Origin of the sequence: Dorea amylophila, from assembly GCF_025567265.1 — a bacterium.
Taxonomy (GTDB): Bacteria; Bacillota; Clostridia; order Lachnospirales; family Lachnospiraceae; genus Dorea_A; species Dorea_A amylophila.
Window position 1 is genome coordinate 13,207 of record NZ_JAOQJW010000015.1, and the last position, 25,064, is coordinate 38,270.

Genomic DNA, 25,064 nt, shown 5'->3' on the forward strand with positions numbered 1-25,064 from the left:
ACGCTAGTGAGGAGTGAAAGCATGAAAGTTAATAAAAACATGGTTTCTGGTAATTCAGCAATGCTGGTTTTAAAACTTTTGTCAGAAAAGGATATGTACGGGTATGAGATGATTGATGCTTTGGCAAAAAGATCGAATAATATTTTTGAACTTAAAGTCGGTGCTTTGTATCCAATGCTGCATGGAATGGTACAGTCGGGATATTTGGAATCTTATAATCAGGAAGTTAACGGAAAATTACGTAAATATTATTGCATTACAGTCAATGGAAAAAAATATCTGGAAAGAATGATCGAAGAATGGAATGCGTATAGAAATGCAATGAATGACGTACTATGTCAGACAGTATAAATGACAGAAATAGAATTATAGTTATACAGCCCGGAGTAAAAAACTTCCGGGCTGTGATTTTTATTCTTCAATAATATGAATTTCCAGATAGTCAAAATCAATGGAATCCACAAAGTTATCCTGATAGAATCTTGTCTTGTCATGTCTTTTGAATTCATCAATATTATGATCCAGCCAGATCGGTTTGCTGAGGTCGAACTCATAACAGATCGAGTCCAGAGCATTGAATATCTTATGCGTTCTGGTCTCATCCGTCTCATCGCAGATTACGGTGTCGCGCAGCATATGATTGTCTTTAAATTCTTTTCCCCATAAACGGAACATATGAAGTCCTCCTGTTCGTGTGTATATTTGGATTTTCAGATTGGAAAATCTAAAGAATATTACAATTTGATATTCCAAGTATACAGGGAATCAAAAATAAAGTAAAGACGGGATTGCATGGAAAAAACAGTAAGGCAATAGTATAATAATGTATGTGTCAGACAATCAGAAAACATTAGATGAGGAGGAAGAGATACAATGAAAAGTTTAACGGATACATTTCAGTTGAGAAATAAAGTAGAAATTCCGTGTATCGGATATGGAACATGGAAGACACCGGATGGAGAGACTGCTTCCGTAAGTGTAAAAACTGCAATTGAACTGGGATATAGGCATATTGATACAGCGGCGGCATATGGAAATGAAACCAGTGTAGGAGAGGGAATCCGGGAAAGTGGAATTTCAAGGGAGCAGTTGTTTGTCACAAGCAAAGTATGGAATACGGAACGTGGTTATGAAAAGACACTTCATGCTTTTGAAAAAACATGTCAGGATCTGGGAACGGATTACCTGGATTTGTATCTGATACACTGGCCGGCTTCTGTGAATCAGTTTGAAAACTGGGAAGAGATAAATATTTCTACATGGAAAGCAATGATGGAGCTTTATAAAGAGGGCAGGATAAGAGCAATCGGAGTATCTAATTTTATGCCGCATCATCTGAAGGCTCTGATGGAGACAGAAATCATTCCAATGGTTGATCAAATTGAATTTCATCCGGGATGGATGCAGAATGAAACTGTAAAATATTGTAAAGAGAATATGATACAGGTAGAAGCATGGAGTCCGCTGGGAAACGGACGGGTATTAAATCATCCAAATTTACAGCAGATTGCACAGAAATACGGAAAAACAGTTGCACAAATATGTATTCGCTGGTGTCTGCAGCATCAGGTGCTGCCATTATCGAAATCGGTAACACCATCCCGGATAAAAGAAAATTCAGAAGTCTTTGATTTTTCATTATTACCGGAGGATATGGAACAGATAGACAAAATAGAGAACTTCGGGAACTCTGGTTCACATCCGGATAAGATTAATTTTTGACAGAAACAAAACAATTCTTGTTTTTCCTGCAGCTGTATGATACACTCATGACATGTGACAAGACACATGTAAATGCAAACGAAATATCTGTAAATCAGCACTGATCGACAAAAAATAGCAGATAAGGAAGGACGAGGAGAACGTTATATGGAAAAAGTAAAGAAAGTATTAGACCGCATCTTCATTGAAGGCTTAAGCGCCATGGCGCACGGTCTGTTCGCAACACTGATCATCGGCACGATCATCCAGCAGATCGGAACATTTATGGGCGGAAATATCGGAGAGATGATCTTCATTGCAGGCAAGCTTGCAGCAGCCCTTACCGGAGCCGGTATTGGTGTGGCAGTAGCCTATAAGTTTAAGGAAGCACCGTTGGTAGTGGTGTCGGCAGCAACGGCCGGAATGGCAGGTGCATTTGCAAGCAGTATCCTGGCCGGAAAGGTATTCGTAGACGGAGCTATGGTATTTGCCGGACCGGGAGAGCCGCTGGGAGCGTTCATTGCTGCCTATGTGGGAATCTTCTTCGGACATATGGTATCCGGTAAGACGAAGGTGGATATTCTGGTGACTCCGGTCGTGACGATCGGAAGTGGATGTCTGGTGGGATTCCTGATCGGACCTCCAATCTCGGGATTCATGAGCTGGCTTGGTTCACTGATCAATTGGGGAACAGAGCAGCAGCCGTTTTTAATGGGGATTATTGTATCGGTACTGATGGGAATGATCCTGACACTGCCAATTAGTTCGGCAGCACTTGGTGTGATCCTGAATCTGTCCGGTCTGGCAGCAGGAGCCGCAACAGTAGGATGCTGCTGTAATATGGTAGGATTTGCCGTGGCAAGTTACCGTGAGAACAAAGTCGGGGGACTTCTGGCACAGGGGATCGGCACTTCCATGTTACAGGTTCCGAATATTGTGAAGAAACCGGTAATCTGGCTTCCGGCAATTATATCGAGCGCAATTCTCGGACCGGTAGGAACAATGGTGCTTCATATGACGAATAATGCGACCGGTTCCGGTATGGGGACAGCAGGTCTGGTGGGACAGATCATGACGTGGCAGACGATGCTCCAGACAGAGTCTGCACAGATGGTTCTGATCAAAATATTACTGATCCAGATCGTACTTCCGGCAGTCGTGACACTTGGTATTTCGGAATTCATGAGAAAGAAAGACTGGATCAAGACCGGAGATATGAAACTGGAATTTTAGAGAAACTACCTGTATTTACATTTTCGGTGTAAACGATTATAATGTCCTGTAGGATGAATGTGAGTTCAGATTTTACAGAGATATTTAGGAGAAAGCAGGTAGAAAGTTATGATGGGCACTGGAAGAATTCATATGTATTACGGAGATGGCAAGGGAAAGACAACAGCAGCAGTCGGACAGGCAGTCAGAGCCGCCGGAGCCGGACTTCAGGTGCTCTTCTTTCAGTTCCTGAAAGATAATTCTTCAAATGAGAGAAAGATTCTGGAATCTGTACCCGGGATCACCTGCCTTCCGGGGCGTGATCAGGTAAAGTTTGTAAGCCGGATGAACGGAGATGAGAAAGCGGAACTCCGCCATTATAATAATAAAGCGTTGGATGAGATCGTAAAGTTCTGTACGAATTTTGATGTGCTAGTGCTGGATGAATCGCTGTGTGCGATCCATCTGAATGTCTTAAGTGAAGAGAAGATCAGAAGTTTTCTGGAACATAAGCCGCGCGGACTGGAGATTATTATGACAGGGCATGAGGTATCGCAGGACCTTCTGGATCTGGCAGATTATGCGACGATGATGATGAAGGTAAAGCATCCGTATGACCGTAAGGTGCAGGCGAGGGAAGGAATTGAATTTTAAAAAATGAGTGGAGAGAGGCTGTCTGAGGATAGCTTCTTTTTGTTTTACATATGTATAATCTTTCTAAAATAAATGTGAAAAATAAGGCATATTAGCAGTACTTATGGTATAATATTAACAGTGCTGGTTTAACTCTTCGTTAAGAGAGGAGAGAGAACATTTATATGGAAAATACGATGAAGAACTATGAGGATGTTGACAGTTGGAAGACGATCATGTTCCTGTATAATTCAGCGTTGAAAGAAGTGGGGACAAAGCTGGAGATACTGAATGATGAATTTCAACATGTGCATAAATACAACCCGATCGAACATATCAAGACAAGAATTAAGACACCGGAAAGTATTGTAAAGAAGTTACGCAGGTATGGTTACGAGATATCAATTGAGAATATGGTAAAATATATCAATGATATTGCAGGGGTACGCCTGATCTGTTCCTTTACGTCGGATATTTACCGGCTGGCAGAGATGATCGGCAATCAGAGTGATCTGAAAGTATTGTCAATCAAAGACTATATTAAGAATCCAAAAGAAAGTGGATATAAGAGCTATCATATGCTGGTATCTGTACCGATATTTCTTTCTGACAGCGTTGTAGATACCAAGGTAGAGATTCAGATCCGTACGATCGCGATGGATTTCTGGGCAAGTCTGGAACATAAGATCTATTATAAATTCGAAGGAGATGCGCCGGAGTATATCAGCAGGGATCTGAGAGAATGTGCAGAGATGGTATCAACGCTGGATGAGAAGATGCTGTCTTTGAATGAAGCAATCAAAGAATGTCTGGAGAAACAGGAAGAGTTAAATATAAGTACAAAGACAAAAGAGACGAACAGGCAGGATCAACGGGTTCTGCAGGGCCTGGATTAATATCTGGGCCTTTTATATAGAATTTATCTATAAGGGAATGGTTATATTAAGATTCTCTATTTGAAACCCGGAGCGGTTATTTATATAATGAGGAGTGAGAGAAAAGCTTGTAATATAAAGGAAGATCAAAGGAGCCGGGAAACATGTTTATAGATACACACATGCACGAAATGACCTGTTCAAAAGACAGTTTCTTAAAATTAGAACAGATGGTGGAAATTGCCAGGGAGAAAGGTCTTGGCGCAATCTGCATCACAGACCATGATGATATGGGACTGAAAGAATATGCGGAAGAATATGCGGAAAAAACCGGATTTCCGATCTTTATCGGGATTGAGTTTTTTTCTTTGCAGGGAGACATCATCGCATTTGGAATTGAGGAATACCCGAATGAAAGGATTCCGGCCCAGGAGTTTATAGATCTTGTAAAGAGTCAGGGAGGCTTCTGCTTTGCGGCACATCCATTCCGAAATAATAACAGAGGTCTGGAAGAGAACTTAAGGACAGTAAGAGGTCTGGACGGTCTGGAAGTCCTGAATGGAAGTACTTCTGTAGCAGCGTGCCAGAAGGCAGCAAGATATGCACAGGAACTTGGACTTTGTACGATGGGATCCAGTGACTGTCATGTTCCGGAGAAAGTCGGCGTCTGTGCGACCTGGTTCCCGGAAGAAATAAGGACAATGGAAGAGTTCATGAAAGCTCTGAAAAAAGGTGGTATGAAACCGGCATATTATGAAGATGGTTCGTACCATATACTTGAGGTACAAGAGTATGGGAATGGCTATCCGGAGATAGGATTTTAAGGATAGACGTTTTCAGGCTTTTATATAATTTATATATTTACCTTTTCCATAAATAATGATAGAATATTTCTATATGTATTGATTGTGGGAATGGTGATGGAAAGGTGGAATCATTATGATTACAGTTAATGCTATGGGGGATAATTGTCCAATCCCGGTTATTAAGACCAAAAAGGCAATAGCTGCACTGACCGGACCGGAGACAATTGAAGTTCTGGTTGACAATGAGATCGCAGTGCAGAACGTAACAAAGATGGCATCAGGTTTAGGAGGAAAAGTTACTTCTGAGAAGCTTGGGGATGCCGAGTTTAAAGTTACGATTGAAATGGAAGGAGCACCGGCAGCAGACGAAGCAGAAGCAGTATGCGTACCGGATGCAAGAGACAATACAGTTGTTGTTGTATCATCTGACCGTATGGGATCTGGAAATGATGAATTAGGTAAAGTACTGATCAAAGGATTTATCTTTGCAGTGACACAGCTTGATACTCTGCCAAAGACAATGCTTTTCTATAATGGAGGAGCAACCTTGACAACAGAAGATTCGGATTCTCTGGAAGATCTGAAATCACTGGAAGCACAGGGAGTAGAGATCATGACATGTGGAACCTGTCTGGATTACTATGGTCTGAAAGACAAGCTTGCAGTTGGTACAGTTACGAATATGTACAGCATTGTGGAGACAATGGCAAAAGCAGGAAGAATCGTCAGACCATCATAAATTTACTTACATATCTGGATAAAAGCCGGATTCCTGAAGAAAGATGCAGGAGTTCCGGCTTTCTTATACTATCATGTATGTATAATGAATACAAAAATCCGGGCGTGTCAGAGAGATAAATGGATTGTCTCGGGAAAAAGGTATGAAAAACAGGAGGAGTAATAAGAATGAAATCAGATGTAAAATTAACGAGTTTAAGCAAAACCGCAGGTTGAGCGGCCAAGATTGGTCCGGAGACCCTTGCTCAGGTTCTGAGTAAGCTGCCAAAATTTGAGGATGACAATTTAATAGTAGGAATCGAGACTTCCGATGATGCTGCCATCTACAAAGTGACAGATGATATTGCGATGATTCAGACGGTTGATTTCTTTACTCCGATCGTAGATGATCCATATATGTTCGGACAGATCGCCGCGGCCAACTCGCTCAGTGATGTGTGGGCGATGGGAGGAGAGCCGGCAGTAGCATTGAACATCGTAGGTTTCCCGAACTGCCTGGATCCGGCGATCCTTGGCGATATTCTTGCGGGAGGTGCAGATAAGGTAAAAGAAGCAGGTGCGGTATTAGTCGGCGGTCATTCAGTACAGGATGATGAGCCAAAATACGGTCTCTGCGTATCCGGATTTGTTCACCCGGATAAGATCTTTAAGAATTATGGCTGCAGACCTGGCGATATATTGATTCTTACAAAACAGATCGGAAGTGGTATCGTGAATACTGCGATCAAAGCAGAGATGGCATCGCCATCGGCAATCCGCGAGGCACAGACGGTTATGGCATCCTTGAATAAGATAGGCAAGCAGGTTGTAGAGAAGTATGATGTTTCCGCATGTACGGATATTACAGGTTTTGGACTGCTTGGACACTGTGTTGAGATGGCATCCGCAAGTGATGTGACATTTGAACTCAGCGTTACCGACATTGCATATCTTCAGGATGCATATGATTATGCGAAGATGGGACTGGTTCCGGCAGGTGCCTATAAGAACAAGAGATATTCGATTGATAAGGTGGAAGTAGGATCGGTGAATGAGACATATTTAGATCTTCTTTATGATCCACAGACTTCCGGCGGACTTCTCATCAGTGTATCACCAAAAGAATATGAGAATATGATGAGAGATTTTAAAACATCAGGACTGGATACAACCGTTTCCGTAATCGGAACAGTTGCGCCAAAGAGTGATAAGCTGATCCGGTTATTCTAAAATTAATATTTGAAAAGAATGACAGAATGGAGAAGTATAATGAATAAGAATTTATTGTATCGGAGTATTCCGAAAGTGGATATTCTTCTGGCAGATGAAGGGATAAAAGTATTGATTGAGACATACAGCCGTGAAAGCGTCATGGAAGCGATCCACAGTGAGATGGAAAAACTCCGTGCATTTATCGGAGTGTGTGAAGAGGAAGAAAAAGCAAAGCAGCAGATTGCTCTTCTGAATGAAAATATCGCAAAAGCCGTATCTGCAATGCATACACCGAATATGAAGAAAGTGATCAATGGAACAGGAACCATCCTGCATACGAATCTTGGCCGTGCCCCGATAAGCTTCGGGCATATGATGAGGGCAGCTGAGATCGTCAGTGGATATTCGAACCTGGAATATAATCTGGAAGCAGGAAGAAGAGGAGAGCGGTATTCACATTTTGAAAAATTACTGTGTAAGTTAACCGGTGCAGAAGCTGCCATGGCGGTCAATAATAATGCATCTTCCGTGCTTTTGATCTTAAGTTCCCTGGCAAAAGGCGGGGAAGTGATTGTTTCCAGAGGGGAACTGATCGAGATCGGCGGAAAGTTCCGTATTCCGGATGTAATGGAACAGAGCGGTGCAAACCTTGTCGAAGTCGGAACGACGAACAAGACGCATTATGAAGATTACGAAGAGGCAATTACAGAAGAGACAAAGGCACTTCTGAAGGTGCACACCAGCAATTACCGGATTGTAGGATTTACAGAAAGTGTAGGAATTGACGAACTGGTACCGATCGCAAAGGAACATGGGATTCCGGTAGTAGAAGATCTTGGAAGCGGTGTGTTGATCAATTTGGAAAAATATGGACTGACGCATGAGCCTACTGTACAGGAATCCATTGCACATGGTGCTGATGTGGTGTGTTTCAGTGGTGACAAACTGCTGGGCGGTCCACAGGCCGGAATTATCATTGGTAAGAAGAAATATATTGATATGATGAAGAAGAACCAGCTGACCCGTGCACTCCGTATTGATAAATTTACGGCGGCGGCACTGGAGATGGTTCTGATGGAGTATCTGTCAGAAGAGACAGCCGTACAGAATATTCCTGTTCTGCGGATGATCGCAATGCCGCTTGATGAGATTGAAAAAGAAGCGGGATATTTTGCCAGAATCTTACGCCGTACAGGAATGGATGCAAAGATACAGGTCGTGTCTTGTGAATCACAGATCGGTGGAGGATCCCTTCCGCTTGAAAGGATGGAAAGCCGCGCCGTATCCATCCAGCCAAATGGTATGAGTGTAGCTGAGATGGAAGAAAAGATGCGGCATCTGGAGATTCCGATTATTCCAAGAACAGTCAATGACAGTATCTGTCTGGATGTCAGAACGATCGAACGCAAGGATTATAAGATGATCGTATCAGAACTGACGGAATTACTTGGACAGAAAGAAAAAGAAGAACGGTAGGTGTGAAAGAAGGCTATGAAGAATATTATTATCGGAACGGCCGGACACATTGATCATGGTAAGACGACACTGATCAAAGCACTGACCGGAAGAAATACAGACCGCTGGGAAGAAGAACAGCGCAGAGGAATTACGATCGATCTGGGGTTTACCTATTTTGATCTGCCGGGCGGAGACCGCGCGGGGATCATCGATGTACCCGGACATGAGAAATTTATCAACAATATGGTTGCCGGAGTTGTCGGAATGGACCTGGTACTTCTGGTAATTGCAGCGGATGAAGGAATCATGCCGCAGACAAGAGAACACATGGATATTTTGAATCTTCTCGGAATTGAGAAGAGTATCATTGTGTTGAATAAATGTGATCTTGTGGATGAAGAATGGCTGGAGATGATGGAAGAAGATGTGCGGGAGGAGCTTTCCGGTACTTTTCTGGAACATGCACCTCTGATAAGGGTATCTGCAGCAACAGGTGAAGGACTTGGTGACCTGGTGAAAGAGATTGAGCATCAGACCAGAGATGAAGTCGTGCAGAAAGACATCCATACCATTCCGCGTCTGCCGATTGACAGAGTATTCTCCCTGTCAGGATTCGGAACGATCATCACCGGAACCCTGGTATCCGGAACGATTACAAAAGAAGATACACTTCAGATGTATCCGGTCGGAACGGAATGTAAGATCCGGAGTATCCAGGTGCACGGGGAAGATAAAAAAGAATGCTATGCCGGACAGCGTGTGGCGATCAACCTTTCAAATGTAAAGAAAAAAGAGATTAAAAGGGGATGTGTGCTGGCACCTCTGAACAGTATGAAGAATACAGATCTTCTCGATGTAAAGTTAAATGTGCTGGATTCATCCGTGAGAATCCTTACGAATCACACCCGGCTGCATTTCTTTACAGGAACCAGTGAAGTCCTGTGCCGTGCGGTACTTCTGGACAAAGAAGAGATCGGACCGGGGGAAAGTGGATATGTACAGCTCCGGATGGAGGAAGAAGTTGCTGTAAGACGTGGCGATAAATTTGTCGTACGTTTTTATTCTCCGATGGAAACCATTGGCGGTGGCGTCGTTCTGGAGCCGAATCCGAAGATTAAGAGAAGATTCCAGCCGGAAGTGATCGAAGAACTGAAACGGAAAGAAGAGGGGTCATCTGCGGATGTGATCGAAATGCATGTGAAGAGTCATGCAGATACCCTGATCACAGTCTCTGAACTTGCGAAACTGACGGCACTTTCACTCGGAGAGGTAGAACAGGATGTAAAAGAACTGGAAGGGCAGGGAAGTGTATATGTATTTCCGATGAGGAAAGATACATATGTATGGCACTGCGATTCGGCAAGAGAGGCAGAACACATTTTGCTGAAAGCTCTGACAGAATACGAAGAGAAGTATCCATACCGCTACGGAATCAAGAAAGCACAGGTACAGACAACGTATTTTAAAAAGGTAAAAGCAAATGTATATGACAGAATCCTGACGCTCCTGGAAGAACAGGGAAGTTTGAAGAGAGTGGATGAATTTTTGAGCACTCCGGGATATGAAGTGAGAAAAGATAAGATCTATGACAGGGTATCGGAGATCATGCTGGATACATTTAAGAAGGCCGGGTTTGACTTTGCAAGATATTCCGAGATCACATGTAAAGATGTACCGCAGGAGATCATGGATGATATCCTGAATATCTTATTAGAAGAAAAGCAGATTGTAAAAATAAATGATGAAATGTATACACTGACTTCTTATATGGAGACTGCGAAAGAGAAGATCAGAGAACATCTGAAAGAAGATCCCCTGATCACGATCGCACAGGTGAGGGATATGTTTGCGACAAGCAGAAAGAGCGCAAAACCGATCCTGGAATACATGGACAGTATCAAGGTAACGAAGAAGACAGGAGCAGAGAGCGAAAGGGTGGCATACTGATGAATCTGAAACAATTAGAAGCTTTCGTTCAGGTAGCAGAGGGAGGCAGTTTTTCAAAGGCAGCAAAGCAGCTGTTCCTGACACAGCCGACCATCAGTGCACATATTTCGTCACTGGAGAAAGAACTGAATGCAAGGCTTTTTGTAAGAAACACAAAAGAAGTAAAATTATCGGACGATGGAAAGGATCTGTACCGCTATGCGAGACAGATGATCGATCTGCAGAAAAAAATAGAAGAACGGTTTGAAACAGGAAAAGAAGAGAGCAAGCATCTGATCACGATTGCAGCATCTACGATTCCGGCACAGTATCTTCTTCCGAAAATTCTGATGAAATTCAATGAACGGTATCCGAAAGAACAGGTTAAACTTCTGGAGACAGACAGCAGTCAGGTGGTTACACAGATTATTGATCATATGGTAGATGTCGGATTTACCGGTACGGTTCTGGAGAAGAAACACTGTAAATATATCCCATTTTATAAAGATGAACTGGTTGTGATCACACCGAATACGGAGAAATATCAAAAGCTGTTGGAAGATATGCCGGATGATATCAGCTGGATTGGCGGGGAACATCTGATCATGCGTGAGGAAGGTTCCGGTACAAGAAAAGAAGCAGGAAAACAGCTCCGTGCGGCAGGAATCAATTTGGATAAGCTTAAGATTATCGCCAGTATCGAGAATCAGGAAACCATAAAAAAATCAGTCAAACAGGGAATGGGGATCTCTGTGATATCCAGGCTTGCGGCAGAAGATGAAGTGAAATATGGAGATCTTCTGGCATTCTCAATCCCAAAGGCAGATCAGGGACGGGATATCAACCTGGTATATAATAAGAATTATCAGATGTCAAAAAGTACCGAACGCTTTGTAAAGATAGTAAAAGAAATATACGGAATTGAAGAGTAACCGATAATACGATTGATAACATGAACCCACTGTAATGATAGAAAAAATCTATTAATACGGTGGGTTCATACAATGTTTCAATTAGACGAAAAAAGGAAAATGGACTATACTGAAAGCATATGAATAATGTACAAATTTGTTCGGAAATAAATGAGTATTGTATAAACGGGGTGTTTTTATAATAATACTTGAATCGTATGCGGGGAAGATATTAGGAGGAATCAAGTATGATATATATGGATAATGCTGCGACGACAATGCATAAGCCACAGGAAGTGATCGATGCGGTAGTAAACGCTATGAACTCAATGGGCAATGCCGGTCGCGGTGCAAGTGAGGCGGCACTCAGTGCATCCAGAGTTATCTATGATACAAGAGACAGACTGGCGGAATTGTTTGGGGCAGAAGATGCAAGACGGATTGCATTTACTTCGAATTCGACAGAGAGTCTGAATATTGCAATAAAGGGAAGCCTGAATCCGGGAGATCATGTGATCACAACTGTTTTGGAACATAATTCGGTGCTTCGTCCTTTATATGAGATGGAGAAAAATGGAGTAGAACTTTCCATTATAAGGTGTGATGAGAAGGGAATGCCTGACATTAGTCAGATGGAAGCTTCGATAAAAGAAAATACGAAGATGATCATTTGTACAAATGGATCGAATCTTACAGGGAATTATGTAGATGTATCAGTCATAGGGAAGATGGCGCATGCACATGGACTGATGTTTGTGGTAGACGCATCTCAGACAGCAGGGGTTTTCCCGATTAATGTGCAGGAGATGAATATTGATATTCTGTGTTTTACCGGACATAAAGGACTGCTTGCACCACAGGGAACAGGTGGAATATATGTAAAAGAAGGAATAGAGTTAAGACCGCTGAAGACAGGCGGAAGCGGAATCCAGACATACAGTAAGGAACATCCGGTACAGATGCCGACAGCTTTGGAAGCGGGAACGTTGAATGGGCATGGCATTGCGGGACTGCATGCGGCTCTTGGGTATCTGAAAAAAGAAGGAATAGACAATATCCGCAGAAAAGAGCAGGAACTGATGTGGAGATTTTATAACGGGGTAAAAGATATCCCGGGCGTTAAGATTTATGGGGATTACAGTCAGAAAGAACGCTGTGCGATCGTAACTTTGAACATCGGTGATTATGATTCTTCAGAAGTGAGTGATGAGCTTCTTATGGAATATAACATTTCTACCAGATCAGGAGGACATTGTGCACCGCTTATGCATAAAGCGCTCGGAACGGTAGAGCAGGGAGCTGTGAGATTCAGTTTCTCGCATTACAACACGGAGGAAGAAGTGGATACAGCGGTAAAAGCTATCCACGAACTGGCAGAAGAACCGTAAATATGTATGAAAAATGATATAAATTCATAAAAAAGTATGTCAGGCATAAGTTATGGGGAAATGCAAAAATGAGAGTGTAGGAGGAAATACGAATGAATTTATCAGATTCAAAGAAAAAACTGGCGCTGGCCGGTGTTGTATGTGGTATTGTAGCGGCATGCCTCGCAGCACTTGGAAATCCGGCAAACATGGCATTCTGTATTGCATGCTTTATCCGCGATACGGCAGGAGCAATGGGACTGCATCAGGCGGAAGTGGTACAGTATGCAAGACCTGAGATCATCGGACTTGTACTGGGAGCATTTATCATTTCTGTGGCAACAAAAGAATATCGCTCAACGGCAGGATCATCTCCGATGATTCGTTTTGTACTTGGTGTAATCATTATGATCGGTGCACTGGTATTCCTTGGATGTCCGCTCCGTATGGTGATCCGTATGTCAGCAGGTGATCTGAATGCATGGGTTGCATTTGTTGGCTTTATTCTTGGAGTTGGAACAGGAGTGTTTGCATTAAAGAATGGTTTCAGCCTTGGAAGAGCACATATTACAAATAAGTCAAGTGGAGCAGTGCTTCCGGCGGTCGTTGTTGGAATTCTTATCCTTGCCACATGTACAACGCTTTTTAAAGCAAGCCAGGCAGGACCGGGAAGTATGCATGCACCAATCATCGCATCTTTAGTAGGCGGACTTGTATTCGGTGCATTTGCACAGAAGTCAAGAATGTGTTTTGCGGGTAGTATTAGAGATATCATCCTGATGAAGAACTTCGATCTGATCAGCGTGATTGCAGGTTTATTTGTTGTTATGCTGGTATTCAATATTGCGACAGGACGTTTCGTGGTAGGATTCAATACACCGGGAGTCATCGCACATTCGGAACATTTGTGGAATATCCTGGGAATGTACACTGTGGGATTTGCAGCAGTTCTTGCAGGTGGATGCCCGCTTCGTCAGCTGATCCTTGCAGGGCAGGGTTCTTCGGATTCGGCTGTAACGGTTGTCGGAATGTTTGTCGGATCTGCAATCTGCCATAATTTTGGACTTGCAGCAAGTGGAACAGCTCTGAATCCAGAGACGAAAGAAGTGGTAGCAGGTGCGGTACCGGTAAATGGGAAAGTGGCATGTATCATCTGTATTGTGATCTGCTTCATTATAGCATTTACAAATAAGAGAGAAGAAGCAAAATAAGATTGAAATATGTGTAAATACGTAGTATTCTAGGAAAGAAGGAATTAAATTATGAAAGAAGTAGATGCAAGAGGTCTTTCTTGCCCGGAACCTTTGATGCTGACAGCAGAGGCATTAAAAGGAGCAGCAGGACCTGTGAAAATTCTTGTCACAGAGCCGCATCAGATGATGAATGTTGAGAAATTTGCCAAAGATAAAGGTAAAAAGCCAACATCTGTGCAGAAAGACGGTTACTACGAAGTGGTGATTGAGTAAACATGAGAAAAAAAGTAATGAAACTTGTTGTAACATTCCATACAACATCGGATGCAATGGCGATGGAAAAGATATGCAAGGAAAGAAGTGTGCCGGGAAGACTGATTCCGGTTCCGAGAGCAATCTCAGCGGGCTGTGGACTTTCCTGGTGTGCAGACCTGACAGACAGGGAACAGATTCTTGATGTGATGAAAGATGTCGGAATTGAACAGGAAGATGTTCATGAATGTCTGGTGTAGTAAAAGGCGATGCTAATAGAGGAGAAGATACGAAATCTTCTGTTAGCATCGCCTTTTTGATATTAAATTCCTTCTACAAATGTGTCCAGTACATGAGGCAATAGTTTGTCAGAACGTTCAGTCAGTGAGAATTTACCTTTAAACAATGCCCAGTCATATAAAAGAGCCCGCTCGTACATAGCATAGATATCCATGAGTTCAGCGGCGGTGCTTGTACTTTTGAATTCTCCTTTGGCAAGCCCCTCTTCCATAATTTCTGTAAGCCATTTGAAATAGATCCGTTTCTTGTCGGAAAGGGATTTCTTGTCTTTGGTGATCAATTGCGAAGAATAAAGGTATGCAAGCAAATGGATATCCACGCTGGTCTCGATCATGTAGAATAATTCGTGATTCAAAAATAATAGTTTATCATAACTGGAAAGATTCGGATCGATCACGGCGGCAAGGTCTTCGTATTTCTGATCAAAAAGATAGGAAAGAGAGTTTAAAAGCGCTTCTTTTCCTTTAAAATAATGGTAAAATGTGCCTTTTGATGTTTTGGCGGCATTGATAATATCTTCTACAGTGGTCTGTTCATAACCGTTTTTGTAGAAAAGATTCCAGGCTGCTTTGACAATACGGCTTTTTGTGGATCTGCGTTTACGCGGCATTCGGATCATTCCTTTCTCTTGGTATTTATATAACAGGAGAACACGCCCGGATAATAGTTCTCTGAACATGAAAACGCTGTCTAAGTAAAAAAATAGAAGCGGATCATATGAATCCGCTTCTATCATCATATATGATAATGCAATCTAATTCAACCCCGAATATGCATTAACCTACAAGGAAACCATATTTTAATGGATCTGTAGAGTCAATTAAGTAAGTAGCAACACCTGTAAGATATGCACTTCCTGTGATCATTGGGATTACTGCATCGTAATCACCGATCTTAGTTTCTTCTTTGATCACACCTTTGAAGCGTGTTCCCATGAAACTTTCGTAAATAAATTCTTCACCAATTCCAAGTTCGCCCCATCCGTGAAGAGTAGCAAGTTTGGCACTTGTACCTGTTCCGCAAGGTGAACGGTCAGCCTGAGCATCTCCGAATACAACAACGTTTCTCATTGTAGCCTGATCCGGATTCGGTGTTGGTCCGTAGAATTCAACCAGGTCAACTTCTGTGATGTCCAGAGTTGGATGCTGAATCTTAACTTCTGCGTTGACTTTATCACGAATCTTCATTCCGAGTTCTGTATAAGCAGGAACTGTCTTAGCGTTGATTTCGCCAATGTCAAGCTTTGTAGTATCAACCAGTGCGAAGAAACTTCCACCGAAAGAAATAGTATAAGGAATGTCTACTCCGTCGATATTAACTGTTAAGTTGTCTTTGTAAATGAATGCAGGTACGTTTGTAAGAGTTACATCTGTTACCTTTCCGTCTTTTACATGAGCTTTTGTTCTGATGATTCCTGCAGGAGCATCCAGAACAACTTCGTTCTCTCCTTCGTGGCATTCAACAAGACCTGCTTCAAGGGCTACTGTAACAGCTCCGATCGTACAGTGTCCGCACATGTTCAGGTATCCGCCTGTATCCATGAAGATTACCCCAAGATCTGCTTCTTCGTGGATCGGCTCACAAAGGAAAGCACCGAACATATCGTGATGTCCTCTCGGCTCCAGCATTAATGCTGTACGAACGTGGTCGTATTTTTCCTCCATCCATTTTTTCTTTTCGATCATTGTGCTGCCTTCTGGCTCAGGGAATCCTCCGATGACCATACGACAGAACTCACCGGCTGTATGAGCATCTACAACCTGAAGTGCCTCTTCAAACCGGTCGAAGTTAACTTTTGCTTCTAACTTCATAATCCTTACCTCCTTATGATTTTCTTATAGAAACAATCTATAAGTTTTTATAAAAACACATTGAAAACATCTATATTTTCGTAGTGCCTTTTTCTATGGGTAAAAAATAAAAATATAAAATTAACAAATATTACGATATAAAATTAACAAATAGACCATGTTCTAGTATCGTGTTCAATCTGTTGATTTCATTATGTACGAAATCCCTTGAAAAGTCAATGATTTTTTGGTATTATAAAAATAAATAAAAGTGTTGAAAAATAAGGATAAATGTGATATGGTTAATAGGCACATGGGGGTAGTTGGGTAACTGGTGTGCCTCCTAGTCTTCAAAACTAGTGTAGGGCGTTAAGAGCGTCCTGGGTGGGTTCGATTCCCACATGCCTCCGCCAAAAAAACAAGCAATTCTGTTAAAAAAATGGCGAAGATGAATTTATAGAATTTATCTATAATGAAAAAAATGTGAATAAGTAAACGAACTGTATAGTTTCGTTTTGACTTAGATAAAATATTAAAAAAGGAGAAGTGTGTCATGGGAAATGTACAGATGTTATTACGCCAGCATGTTGGCGCTCCTTGTGCACCATGTGTAGAAGTTGGTGCTGAGGTGAAAAAAGGTACTCTCATTGCTACACCAACAGGCCTGGGAGCTAACATTTTTTCAAGCGTGTATGGAAAAGTAACAGAGATTACAGAAGACCGCATCATCATCGAGCCGGCCGCTGAACAGCCGGATGAATTCGTTCCTGTTACCGAATCAGTAGAAGGTATCACAGATGAGTCATCAAAGCTTGATTTGGTGAAAGCAGCCGGAATCGTAGGAATGGGAGGAGCTGGATTCCCGACAGGAGTAAAACTTAATATTAATTTAGAAGAAACTCCGATGGGTGAGCTTGATCCTGAGATCAACCCAGAGCTTCCGAAAGACTTCAAACTGGATTGTGGATACATTCTTGTAAATGCAGCTGAATGCGAACCGGGACTGGAACACAACACAAGACAGATCGAAGAGCAGAGTGATAAATTAATCCGTGGTATTAAATATAGTATGGAAATCACTCACGCAAAGAAAGCAATTATTGCTATTAAGAAGAAACATCATAAAGCAATCAAGGTATTACAGAAAGCTCTTGAGAATGAGCCTGATATCAAGATGCACCTGATGGCTGATATCTACCCGATGGGTGAGGAACGTGCAGTAGTAAGAGAGTGTCTTGGGGTATTACTCACAACTACACAGCTTCCATCAGCAGCTAGATCTGTTGTTATCAATGTAGAAACTGTCTGTAAGATTGCTGAAGCGGTTGATGAAAAGAAACCTTGTATCAGCAAGAATATGACAGTCCGTGGTAAATTAAACGGTGGAAATGAAGCACATGTATTCTTCGATGTACCGGTAGGTGTAAGCGTTGGAGAGATGATCGAAAAAGCCGGCGGAATCGACGGAAAATATGGCGAGATCATCATGGGTGGAGCTTTCACAGGAAAGTCTACTACATTAGATGCACCAACAACCAAGACGACAGGAGCAATCCTTGTAACAGTCGAGTTCCCGGATCTCCACGGAGCAACAATGGGAATTCTTGTATGTGCCTGCGGCGGAAGCGAAGAGCGTATGCGTGAGATCGCTTCTAAGATGAATGCAAAAGTAGTATCTATGTGCAAATGTAAACAGGCAATTGAAAATAAACCGGGAGCACCACTGAAGTGCTTAAGACCTGGTAACTGTCCTGGACAGGTTAAGAACAATATGCAGTTCAAGAAAGACAAATGTGAATACATTCTGATCGGTAACTGCTCAGACTGTTCAAATACTGTAATGGCGTCAGGACCGAAGATGGGACTGAAAGTATTCCATCAGACAGACCACGTTATGAGAACAGTTGGACATCCGCTGTACAGAAGCCTGAAGGTTTCAAAAGAAGTAAGTCAGGATATTGATTTTTAATCACTGTCCGAAATGACACAATATTATCAAAATTATATTATGGTATTACTGTTGCGTACAATGAGGTAGAAGACCCCCGATTCTTTTGCCCGCCAGAAGTAATTGAGAGGTTCTTCTGAATGTTGTATGTAACTGTATATATATTAAAATTACAATATCCCGTAAGGGACAATGTACCGAAACAAAACAAGGAGGGAAAACAATATGTCAATCACAGCTGAAACAGCAAAAGCACATGCTCATGATCCTGCAGTACTGTGCTGTAGAGCAGAAGCTGGTATCACAATTGAACCGGCGAACCTCGAAGATCCAGCAATCTTTGATGATCTGGTAGATTCAGGATTATTAAACCTGGACGGATGCCTTACTATTGAAGAAGTACTGGGTGCAAAACTTACAAAAACATGTGATTCTCTTTGCCCGTTAACAAATGATGTTCTGGATGGTGTGAAAGCACCTACAACTCCAGCAGAAGAAAAGGCAGAGGAAGAAGCTCCAGCAGAGGAAGCTGCACCGGCAGCACCAGTTGCAACAGCAGCAACAGTAGCTGGAGGAACACTCAAGATCCATATCGGAGAAGGAAAAGATATCAATCTTGAAATTCCGGTTGGAGCTCTTGGAGCAACAGGAGAAGCAGTAGCAGAAGTACCTGCAGCAGCAGTAGCAGCTACAGCAACAGCAGAAGCACCTGTTGAAGAAACAAAAGTAGTAGGAACATTAACAAGAAGACACATTAAGATCACAGAGGTTAAGAGAGGACCAGAGACAAAGATCGAAGGAACAACTCTTTACATCCGTGAAGGAATTGAAGCAGAAGTAATTGCTGATCAGGAACTGGTTAAAGATTTCCATCTTGAAATCATCACTCCTGACCAATACCACACATACTCAGAGACAATCATGGATGTTCAGCCAATCGCTACAAAAGAAGGCGATGCAATCCTTGGTGAAGGTGCAACAAGAGTACTTGACGGCGTTGTTATGATGCTGACAGGAACAGATGAAGGCGGAGTTCAGATTGGTGAGTTCGGTTCTTCAGAAGGATACCTTGACGAGAACATCATGTGGGGACGTCCTGGATGCCCGGATAAGGGAGAAATCTTTATCAAAGGTAACATCGTAGTTCAGGAAAAGACTAACATGGAACGTCGTGGACCTATGGCTGCACATACAGCATTCGATATCATTACTCAGGAAATCCGTGAAGTAATGAAAGAATTAGATGACAGCTTCATCGTTGAAGACGAAGAACTGAAATCTATCCGTCGTCCAGGTAAGAAGAAAGTCGTAATCGTAAAAGAGATCATGGGACAGGGAGCTATGCATGATAACTTCATCCTTCCTGTAGAACCAGTTGGTATCCTTGGCGCAAGAGCTAACGTAGACTTAGGAAACGTACCTGTATGCGTATCTCCACTTGAGGTACTTGATGGATGTATCCATGCATTAACATGTATCGGACCTGCATCTAAAGAGATGTCAAGACATTACTGGAGAGAGCCACTTGTACTTGAAGCTTTACATGATGAAGAAGTTGACCTTTGCGGAGTTGTATTCGTAGGATCACCTCAGATCAATGCTGAGAAGTACTATGTATCTCGTCGTGTAGGACATACTGTAGAAATGATGGATGTTGACGGAGCTTTCGTTACAACAGAAGGATTCGGAAATAACCACATTGATTTCGCAAGCCACATCGAGCAGATCGGTATGAGAGGAATTCCTGTAGTAGGACTTTCATTCTGCGCTGTTCAGGGTGCACTTGTTGTTGGTAACAAGTACATGCAGTACATGGTTGACAATAACAAATCAGAGTCTGGTATCGAGAATGAGGTACTTGGATGTAATACACTTTGCCAGGAAGAGGGTATCCGTGCTCTTGCTATGCTGAAAGCAGCTATGGCTGGTGAAGAAGTAAAGGCCGCTGAGAAGAAGTGGAATCCAAACGTTAAAGCTACTAACGTTGAGCTGATCGAAGCAGCTTGCGGTAAGAAGATTGAACTCGTAGACAATGAGCAGTCTCTGCCAATGAGCCAGAAACGTAAAGAAAAATACGACTAAGATCAGGTGTTATCATAATGGATAATGAACGTTTACACTATGGCGATAAGATCATTTATATGGAAGGTGTCATCGTAGCGGTCGACGACTGTAGTATCAGCGTTGACTTAAAAGGACGTCTGGGGTTCTTTAAAGCTCCGAAGAGAATGTTCATCTGCGATACAGAACCGAAAGTAGGTCAGGAAGTTGGCTGGAACATGAGTTTCCCGGAACAGCTCGGACCGGAAGTAAATGAGAAATACGTCAGCAATATTGAAAAAGAACGTCGCAAACAACAAGAAATGCAAGCACGTTTGGATGCTAATAAGGAGGATTAAAAATGAGTTTAACGGTTGTTAAAGGCTTACAGTCTGAAATATTCGTTCCTATTACTCCACCGTCAGTATGGGCTCCTGTAACAAAAGAGCTGAAAGATATGTCTATCGCTCTTGCAACAGCAGCAGGTGTTCACAAGAAGAGCCAGGAGAGATTTAACCTTGCTGGTGACTGGACATGGAGAAAGATCGAAAACACTACACCATCTAGTGATCTGATGGTATCACACGGTGGATATGATAACAGTGATGTTAACAAGGACATCAACTGTATGTTCCCAATTGACAGAATTCATGAATTAGCAAAAGAAGGATTTATCAGAGCTTGTGCTCCTGTACATGCTGGATTCATGGGTGGTGGTGGAAACCAGGAGAAATTCAAACATGAAACTGGTCCTGCTATCGCTGAAATGTTCAAAAATGAGGATGTTGACGCAGTAATCCTCACCGCTGGCTGAGGTACCTGCCACCGCTCTGCAGTATTGGTGCAGAGAGCGATTGAAGAAGCTGGAATTCCTACAATTATTATTGCAGCTCTTCCACCAGTTGTTCGTCAGACTGGTACTCCTCGTGCGGTAGCTCCGTTGGTACCTATGGGTGCTAATGCGGGTGGTCCTCACAACGTAGAACAGCAGACACAGATCGTAAAGGCAACTCTGGAGCAGTTAGAGAAAATCGAAACTCCAGGAAAGATTGTTCCGTTGCCATTCGAGTATGTTGCTAAGATCTAATTCTATTTAAAGAATATTGTTGATCTTAAGAAGGGCAGATGTATTTTGCATCTGCCCTTTTTTAAAAAAAGAATGAGACAATATATTGGAATTTCTTGCAGTATATTGTATACTAGAGACATGGAGAAGGCATAGAAAGGGGCAGAGATATGCTTAATTTCCTGAATTGTACAGGAAAGAGATATGCCTTAAGAATATAGGAGGTGACATGATGGCTGAGAAAGAGATAGACTTAAGACGCCTTGTGATCAAAGCATTTCATATGACAGATGTGGAATGGGGTGAACACAATAATATCACAACGGATGGACATATGACAGTCAGTAAAGAGATGATCGATCAGCTTGTTGCACAGGATGATTGTATTGAGAAGATTGATATTCAGATCATAAAACCGGGAGACCACGACAGATGGACGAACACGATCATGGATATCATTCCAATCTCAACAAAAGTGCTTGGTAAATTGGGAGAAGGAATTACTCACACCATAACCGGTGTATATGTAATGCTGACAGGCGTTGATGTGAATGGAAAGCAGTGTCACGAATTTGGTTCATCGGAAGGGAATCTGAAAGAACAGTTATACTTAAACCGTGCAGGTACACCGGGAGATGATGATTATATCATTTCTTTTGATGTTACATTTGCGGCCGGAATGGGACAGGAGAGACATGGACCATTTACTGCGCACAGACTGTGTGATGAATTTATTCAGACATACAGGGATAAACTGAAAAAGTTCAAAGGGGACAAGTGTACGGAACGGCATGAATATCATGATAAGGTGAGACCTGGAAAGAAGAAGGTTGTCATTATCCGTCAGGTTGCAGGTCAGGGAGCTATGTATGATACGTGGATGTTCCCGGATGAACCGTCAGGGGTTGAAGGCGGACGTTCAATTATCGATATGGGTAATATGCCGGTTATGATTACTCCAAATGAGTACAGAGACGGTATTATCCGTTCGATGCAGTAATAATAGGAGGTGCAGAAGTTATGGGTATTGGACCATCGACAAAAGAAACATCATTACATCATTTCAGAGATCCTCTTCTGGAAGTCGTATCTGAGGATACAGATCTGGACCTTCTTGGACTTATTATAGTAGGGACTCCGGATGATAATAAAGATAAGATGCTGGTTGGAACCAGAGCGGCAGCAATGGCTGAGTGTATGCGTGCAGATGGTGTGATCATATCATCAGATGGATGGGGAAATAGTGATGTGGATTATACCAACACATGTGAACAACTTGGTATTCGTGGAATTCCGGTAACGGGACTTAATTTCAGCGGAACGGTTGCGAAGTTCGTTGTAGTCAATGATTATCTGGATGGAATCATTGATATTAATAAGAGTGCCGATGGCACAGAAACAGACGTTGTCGGAGAAAATAATATGGTGAAAGTAGACTGTCTGAAGGCGAAGGCACTTCTGAAACTCAAGATGCGCCATAAAGACGAACTGGAAGGACGTTAAAATATCTGGACAGAATGTCTGAAAAAAGGAAAACGGAGAACTTGTAAAAAGAGAAGATTACCACATTTTGCGATGGAAATCTTCTCTTTTTCTATTTGTCAAATGCCGGATCAATAGGTCCGTATTTGATTTCCGGATGCTGTTCTAACATCCATTGTTTAAAACTGCTCGAATCCCCTTCTGTAAAAGAGTCTTTGTCAAGCATAACTCCTTCTATCTGATCTTTGGAAGTTAATTTATAATAAGTTTTTGCTTCTTCAAATTTTGTGAGATCTTCCCAGTTTACATGATTGTTGATCTTATTGTTGATAAAGAGTGCTATATCTTTCTCACGGATCATCACTTTACATGTCCAGTCTTTTCCATTGAAATATTGTGCGCGTGTCACACGGAAAGTTTTGTCAGCATGCATCCATTTGAAAAATACTCCGCGGTAGAGGGCTATAAAGGAAAGTGTAGCACCAACAGACTGCCATCTGAGCGAAGCACCTACATGATGAAAATAAATCCAGCCAAAAGTTCCGGCTGCGAAGATTATACAATATACGTAAAAGATGGGAAGCCTCCAGAATTTTGGAGCTGCCCATTTGTCATAACGCTTGCGTGTCATTACATATTCGTTAACAAACATATGATATTCTCCATAAATAAAATTGTAATGCGTGGAAACTGCACAGGCAGTTCCTCTTGTGTGTCAAGATATAAAGATGGCAGTCTGTTAAGACTGCCATCCAGATGTTATTTTGTTTAAATAAGTGCATTGCTTATTTATATGTTTTGCAGATATTAAGCAATACCTTTTGCTTTATCTTTCTTTGCTGCACTAAGTAATGTGTAAGAAGTCCAAAGAAGAACGATACAAATTAAGTTGATGAGCCAGAACATCGGAAGTCCTGTAACCAGTTTCCATGCAATGAATACACCGATACATCCGCCGATCGCATTACCGATTGTGTGTGGTACGTCATATCTGTGTGATTTAATGAACTCGATAGAACAAGCCGGCATTAAGCATGCGCAAGATCCCATGAATACAGGGAAGCATGTAGCAGCATCAACACCAAGAAGCAGACATGTTGCCATACATGGTGCATAAAGACCGAAACCGATATCCATTAAAGCACCCCATAAGATATTAAGAGCTGCGGCAACGATCAGTTTCCATCCGCTTAATCCTGTTGCAGTACCAACAATACCGAAAGGTCCGACACCTAAGTTCTTGCAAAGCATGATTGCAGCAAGAGGAATCATAATGGTTCCAAGAGCAATTCTGATCTTGTTACGTGGCCATTTTGTTACGATAGATGCAAATCCGAATGAACCAACAGCGGCACAGATAAACATTACCCATAAGAAGATAGGATCACATTCTACAGAAGTTGTGAAGATGAATGCCTCAAAAATAACTGGGAATGTGTCACCAACATTCAGTGTACCCGGAATGTTGATATCATCAATCTGATTAAAAAGTTTGTACATGAATGTTGATGGTGCATAGGAACCACATCCTAAAGTATCAAGGAAGTTGGCTATGATACCAACCGCAAAAGCGGAACCCCACTGCTTACCTGTAGAACCTTTGAGTTCATCCATGCGGTTCTTGCTTATGTCGACAACAAGGCCGATACCTGTTCCGGCGAACATAACACCTAATAAAATTTGGATCGCTAATAACATAAATTCATCCCTCCAGATTTTCATATTTAATTGTTGACAAGCTATACATGTGAATGCATAAGTGCAAAATGTATTTTAGCACTTTAAAAAAAGAAATCTTATACACCCCGATTTGTAAAGATTTTCTATAAATTCACGCATTGCTTTGTATTAATATTTTACCAATTAAATCGTTAAAAGTCAATCAAACATGAAAATTATAGACAGATTCAATAAGAAAAAGCACGACATCTGAACATGTCGTGCTCTTTCTTATTGGTATGTCATTGAGAGGTTTTTCCTCGTTGCATTGCAGTTTTGTCTTTATATACAAAGCTGGGGAATGCTCCTCTATATAGAGGATGTATATATCAATTGGAGTTCACCTTCGCAAGGTCATTCTTGGGGGAAACGACCAGCTTAGGTATAACTGCAATAACAACCATAATAATGGTTTCTTAAAAACAAATTACTACAATATAATGTCTGATTTTAAAA

The 25,064-nt window shown here is 42.0% G+C and carries 27 protein-coding genes and 1 tRNA gene; 23 read left to right on the forward strand and 5 right to left on the reverse strand.

Annotation, left to right across the window (positions count from 1 at the left end; genetic code table 11):
- The first annotated feature begins 21 nt into the window (after positions 1-21).
- Complete coding sequence (locus OCV72_RS10260) at positions 22-351, forward strand: PadR family transcriptional regulator (RefSeq protein ID WP_055283676.1); 330 nt, start codon at positions 22-24, stop codon at positions 349-351.
- A gap of 60 nt (positions 352-411) precedes the next feature.
- On the opposite strand, the gene OCV72_RS10265 is transcribed toward OCV72_RS10260, so the two are convergent.
- Complete coding sequence (locus OCV72_RS10265; RefSeq protein WP_022416470.1) at positions 412-675, reverse strand: hypothetical protein; 264 nt, start codon at positions 673-675, stop codon at positions 412-414.
- A gap of 198 nt (positions 676-873) precedes the next feature.
- Between OCV72_RS10265 and OCV72_RS10270 the strand changes: the two genes are divergently transcribed.
- The 14 genes from OCV72_RS10270 (at position 874) to OCV72_RS10335 (ending at position 14,523) form a co-directional block, all read left to right on the forward strand.
- Positions 874-1,722 (forward strand): aldo/keto reductase, encoded by an 849-nt coding sequence (locus tag OCV72_RS10270; RefSeq protein WP_055283678.1) that lies wholly within the window; start codon positions 874-876, stop codon positions 1,720-1,722.
- Positions 1,723-1,869: 147 nt separating this feature from the next.
- The gene (locus OCV72_RS10275) at positions 1,870-2,934 is read left to right on the forward strand and encodes a PTS sugar transporter subunit IIC (protein WP_055283681.1); all 1,065 of its coding nucleotides are present in this window, start codon (positions 1,870-1,872) and stop codon (positions 2,932-2,934) included.
- A gap of 132 nt (positions 2,935-3,066) precedes the next feature.
- A complete protein-coding gene (locus tag OCV72_RS10280; RefSeq protein ID WP_227080316.1) occupies positions 3,067-3,567 on the forward strand; it encodes a cob(I)yrinic acid a,c-diamide adenosyltransferase in 501 nt (166 codons plus the stop codon).
- A 164-nt stretch (positions 3,568-3,731) separates the two neighbouring features.
- Positions 3,732-4,442 carry a GTP pyrophosphokinase gene (locus OCV72_RS10285; RefSeq protein ID WP_055283683.1) on the forward strand — a complete coding sequence of 237 codons (711 nt, stop codon included), beginning with the start codon at positions 3,732-3,734 and terminating at the stop codon, positions 4,440-4,442.
- Positions 4,443-4,585: 143 nt separating this feature from the next.
- Entirely contained in the window at positions 4,586-5,245 is a 660-nt protein-coding gene (locus OCV72_RS10290; RefSeq protein ID WP_055283685.1) for a PHP domain-containing protein, read from the forward strand.
- Between the two features lie 115 nt (positions 5,246-5,360).
- The gene (yedF, locus tag OCV72_RS10295) at positions 5,361-5,966 is read left to right on the forward strand and encodes a sulfurtransferase-like selenium metabolism protein YedF (protein ID WP_055283687.1); all 606 of its coding nucleotides are present in this window, start codon (positions 5,361-5,363) and stop codon (positions 5,964-5,966) included.
- Between the two features lie 167 nt (positions 5,967-6,133).
- On the forward strand, positions 6,134-7,174 hold the full coding sequence (gene selD / locus OCV72_RS10300) for a selenide, water dikinase SelD (RefSeq protein WP_081021050.1): 1,041 nt from the start codon (positions 6,134-6,136) through the stop codon (positions 7,172-7,174).
- Between the two features lie 39 nt (positions 7,175-7,213).
- Positions 7,214-8,632, forward strand: a complete 1,419-nt coding sequence (gene selA, locus OCV72_RS10305; RefSeq protein WP_055283689.1) for an L-seryl-tRNA(Sec) selenium transferase — start codon at positions 7,214-7,216, stop codon at positions 8,630-8,632.
- Between the two features lie 15 nt (positions 8,633-8,647).
- Positions 8,648-10,561 (forward strand): selenocysteine-specific translation elongation factor, encoded by a 1,914-nt coding sequence (selB, locus tag OCV72_RS10310; protein WP_055283692.1) that lies wholly within the window; start codon positions 8,648-8,650, stop codon positions 10,559-10,561.
- A complete protein-coding gene (locus OCV72_RS10315) occupies positions 10,561-11,472 on the forward strand; it encodes a selenium metabolism-associated LysR family transcriptional regulator (protein ID WP_055283694.1) in 912 nt (303 codons plus the stop codon). Before selB ends, OCV72_RS10315 begins: the two co-directional genes overlap by 1 nt.
- A 227-nt stretch (positions 11,473-11,699) precedes the next feature.
- On the forward strand, positions 11,700-12,839 hold the full coding sequence (locus tag OCV72_RS10320) for an aminotransferase class V-fold PLP-dependent enzyme (protein WP_055283696.1): 1,140 nt from the start codon (positions 11,700-11,702) through the stop codon (positions 12,837-12,839).
- Positions 12,840-12,931: 92 nt separating this feature from the next.
- Entirely contained in the window at positions 12,932-14,029 is a 1,098-nt protein-coding gene (gene yedE / locus OCV72_RS10325; RefSeq protein ID WP_055283698.1) for a YedE family putative selenium transporter, read from the forward strand.
- Between the two features lie 51 nt (positions 14,030-14,080).
- Positions 14,081-14,284, forward strand: a complete 204-nt coding sequence (locus OCV72_RS10330; protein ID WP_028088475.1) for a sulfurtransferase TusA family protein — start codon at positions 14,081-14,083, stop codon at positions 14,282-14,284.
- 2 nt (positions 14,285-14,286) lie between these two features.
- On the forward strand, positions 14,287-14,523 hold the full coding sequence (locus OCV72_RS10335) for a putative Se/S carrier protein (protein ID WP_028088474.1): 237 nt from the start codon (positions 14,287-14,289) through the stop codon (positions 14,521-14,523).
- Between the two features lie 62 nt (positions 14,524-14,585).
- On the opposite strand, the gene OCV72_RS10340 is transcribed toward OCV72_RS10335, so the two are convergent.
- The gene (locus OCV72_RS10340; RefSeq protein WP_028088473.1) at positions 14,586-15,173 is read right to left on the reverse strand and encodes a TetR/AcrR family transcriptional regulator; all 588 of its coding nucleotides are present in this window, start codon (positions 15,171-15,173) and stop codon (positions 14,586-14,588) included.
- A gap of 166 nt (positions 15,174-15,339) precedes the next feature.
- Positions 15,340-16,374, reverse strand: a complete 1,035-nt coding sequence (locus tag OCV72_RS10345; RefSeq protein ID WP_044919936.1) for a proline racemase family protein — start codon at positions 16,372-16,374, stop codon at positions 15,340-15,342.
- Positions 16,375-16,668: 294 nt separating this feature from the next.
- Between OCV72_RS10345 and OCV72_RS10350 the strand changes: the two genes are divergently transcribed.
- The 8 genes from OCV72_RS10350 to OCV72_RS10380 all read left to right on the forward strand — a co-directional run bounded on the left by OCV72_RS10350 (position 16,669) and on the right by OCV72_RS10380 (position 22,910).
- Positions 16,669-16,766 (forward strand) — tRNA-Sec (locus OCV72_RS10350).
- Between the two features lie 140 nt (positions 16,767-16,906).
- On the forward strand, positions 16,907-18,322 hold the full coding sequence (gene prdC / locus OCV72_RS10355) for a proline reductase-associated electron transfer protein PrdC (RefSeq protein ID WP_028088471.1): 1,416 nt from the start codon (positions 16,907-16,909) through the stop codon (positions 18,320-18,322).
- Positions 18,323-18,526: 204 nt separating this feature from the next.
- The gene (prdA, locus tag OCV72_RS10360; RefSeq protein WP_055283701.1) at positions 18,527-20,383 is read left to right on the forward strand and encodes a D-proline reductase (dithiol) proprotein PrdA; all 1,857 of its coding nucleotides are present in this window, start codon (positions 18,527-18,529) and stop codon (positions 20,381-20,383) included.
- A 17-nt stretch (positions 20,384-20,400) separates the two neighbouring features.
- The gene (locus tag OCV72_RS10365) at positions 20,401-20,700 is read left to right on the forward strand and encodes a CBO2463/CBO2479 domain-containing protein (RefSeq protein ID WP_006427367.1); all 300 of its coding nucleotides are present in this window, start codon (positions 20,401-20,403) and stop codon (positions 20,698-20,700) included.
- A gap of 2 nt (positions 20,701-20,702) precedes the next feature.
- Positions 20,703-21,155 carry a glycine/sarcosine/betaine reductase selenoprotein B family protein gene (locus OCV72_RS16925; RefSeq protein ID WP_006427368.1) on the forward strand — a complete coding sequence of 151 codons (453 nt, stop codon included), beginning with the start codon at positions 20,703-20,705 and terminating at the stop codon, positions 21,153-21,155.
- Between the two features lie 27 nt (positions 21,156-21,182).
- Entirely contained in the window at positions 21,183-21,428 is a 246-nt protein-coding gene (locus OCV72_RS16930) for a proline reductase (RefSeq protein WP_028088467.1), read from the forward strand.
- A gap of 211 nt (positions 21,429-21,639) precedes the next feature.
- Positions 21,640-22,407 (forward strand): proline reductase cluster protein PrdD, encoded by a 768-nt coding sequence (gene prdD, locus OCV72_RS10375; protein WP_028088466.1) that lies wholly within the window; start codon positions 21,640-21,642, stop codon positions 22,405-22,407.
- 20 nt (positions 22,408-22,427) lie between these two features.
- On the forward strand, positions 22,428-22,910 hold the full coding sequence (locus OCV72_RS10380; protein WP_055214632.1) for a glycine/sarcosine/betaine reductase component B subunit: 483 nt from the start codon (positions 22,428-22,430) through the stop codon (positions 22,908-22,910).
- A 91-nt stretch (positions 22,911-23,001) separates the two neighbouring features.
- On the opposite strand, the gene OCV72_RS10385 is transcribed toward OCV72_RS10380, so the two are convergent.
- Entirely contained in the window at positions 23,002-23,541 is a 540-nt protein-coding gene (locus OCV72_RS10385) for a YcxB family protein (RefSeq protein WP_055283703.1), read from the reverse strand.
- Between the two features lie 155 nt (positions 23,542-23,696).
- The gene (locus OCV72_RS10390) at positions 23,697-24,587 is read right to left on the reverse strand and encodes a hypothetical protein (RefSeq protein ID WP_055283706.1); all 891 of its coding nucleotides are present in this window, start codon (positions 24,585-24,587) and stop codon (positions 23,697-23,699) included.
- Positions 24,588-25,064: the final 477 nt, after the last annotated feature.

Coding starts and splice junctions, on each gene's coding strand:
- OCV72_RS10380 (WP_055214632.1), top strand. CDS start 22,428: ATGGGTATTGGACCATCGACAAAAGAAACATCATTACATCATTTCAGA.
- OCV72_RS10320 (WP_055283696.1), top strand. CDS start 11,700: ATGATATATATGGATAATGCTGCGACGACAATGCATAAGCCACAGGAA.
- OCV72_RS10385 (WP_055283703.1), bottom strand. CDS start 23,541: ATGTTTGTTAACGAATATGTAATGACACGCAAGCGTTATGACAAATGG.
- OCV72_RS10390 (WP_055283706.1), bottom strand. CDS start 24,587: ATGTTATTAGCGATCCAAATTTTATTAGGTGTTATGTTCGCCGGAACA.
- prdA (WP_055283701.1), top strand. CDS start 18,527: ATGTCAATCACAGCTGAAACAGCAAAAGCACATGCTCATGATCCTGCA.
- OCV72_RS10270 (WP_055283678.1), top strand. CDS start 874: ATGAAAAGTTTAACGGATACATTTCAGTTGAGAAATAAAGTAGAAATT.
- yedE (WP_055283698.1), top strand. CDS start 12,932: ATGAATTTATCAGATTCAAAGAAAAAACTGGCGCTGGCCGGTGTTGTA.
- OCV72_RS10290 (WP_055283685.1), top strand. CDS start 4,586: ATGTTTATAGATACACACATGCACGAAATGACCTGTTCAAAAGACAGT.
- OCV72_RS10315 (WP_055283694.1), top strand. CDS start 10,561: ATGAATCTGAAACAATTAGAAGCTTTCGTTCAGGTAGCAGAGGGAGGC.
- yedF (WP_055283687.1), top strand. CDS start 5,361: ATGATTACAGTTAATGCTATGGGGGATAATTGTCCAATCCCGGTTATT.
- OCV72_RS10335 (WP_028088474.1), top strand. CDS start 14,287: ATGAGAAAAAAAGTAATGAAACTTGTTGTAACATTCCATACAACATCG.
- prdD (WP_028088466.1), top strand. CDS start 21,640: ATGGCTGAGAAAGAGATAGACTTAAGACGCCTTGTGATCAAAGCATTT.
- OCV72_RS10280 (WP_227080316.1), top strand. CDS start 3,067: ATGTATTACGGAGATGGCAAGGGAAAGACAACAGCAGCAGTCGGACAG.
- OCV72_RS10260 (WP_055283676.1), top strand. CDS start 22: ATGAAAGTTAATAAAAACATGGTTTCTGGTAATTCAGCAATGCTGGTT.
- OCV72_RS10265 (WP_022416470.1), bottom strand. CDS start 675: ATGTTCCGTTTATGGGGAAAAGAATTTAAAGACAATCATATGCTGCGC.
- OCV72_RS10365 (WP_006427367.1), top strand. CDS start 20,401: ATGGATAATGAACGTTTACACTATGGCGATAAGATCATTTATATGGAA.
- selB (WP_055283692.1), top strand. CDS start 8,648: ATGAAGAATATTATTATCGGAACGGCCGGACACATTGATCATGGTAAG.
- OCV72_RS16925 (WP_006427368.1), top strand. CDS start 20,703: ATGAGTTTAACGGTTGTTAAAGGCTTACAGTCTGAAATATTCGTTCCT.
- OCV72_RS10285 (WP_055283683.1), top strand. CDS start 3,732: ATGGAAAATACGATGAAGAACTATGAGGATGTTGACAGTTGGAAGACG.
- OCV72_RS10340 (WP_028088473.1), bottom strand. CDS start 15,173: ATGCCGCGTAAACGCAGATCCACAAAAAGCCGTATTGTCAAAGCAGCC.
- prdC (WP_028088471.1), top strand. CDS start 16,907: ATGGGAAATGTACAGATGTTATTACGCCAGCATGTTGGCGCTCCTTGT.
- OCV72_RS10345 (WP_044919936.1), bottom strand. CDS start 16,374: ATGAAGTTAGAAGCAAAAGTTAACTTCGACCGGTTTGAAGAGGCACTT.
- OCV72_RS10330 (WP_028088475.1), top strand. CDS start 14,081: ATGAAAGAAGTAGATGCAAGAGGTCTTTCTTGCCCGGAACCTTTGATG.
- selA (WP_055283689.1), top strand. CDS start 7,214: ATGAATAAGAATTTATTGTATCGGAGTATTCCGAAAGTGGATATTCTT.
- OCV72_RS10275 (WP_055283681.1), top strand. CDS start 1,870: ATGGAAAAAGTAAAGAAAGTATTAGACCGCATCTTCATTGAAGGCTTA.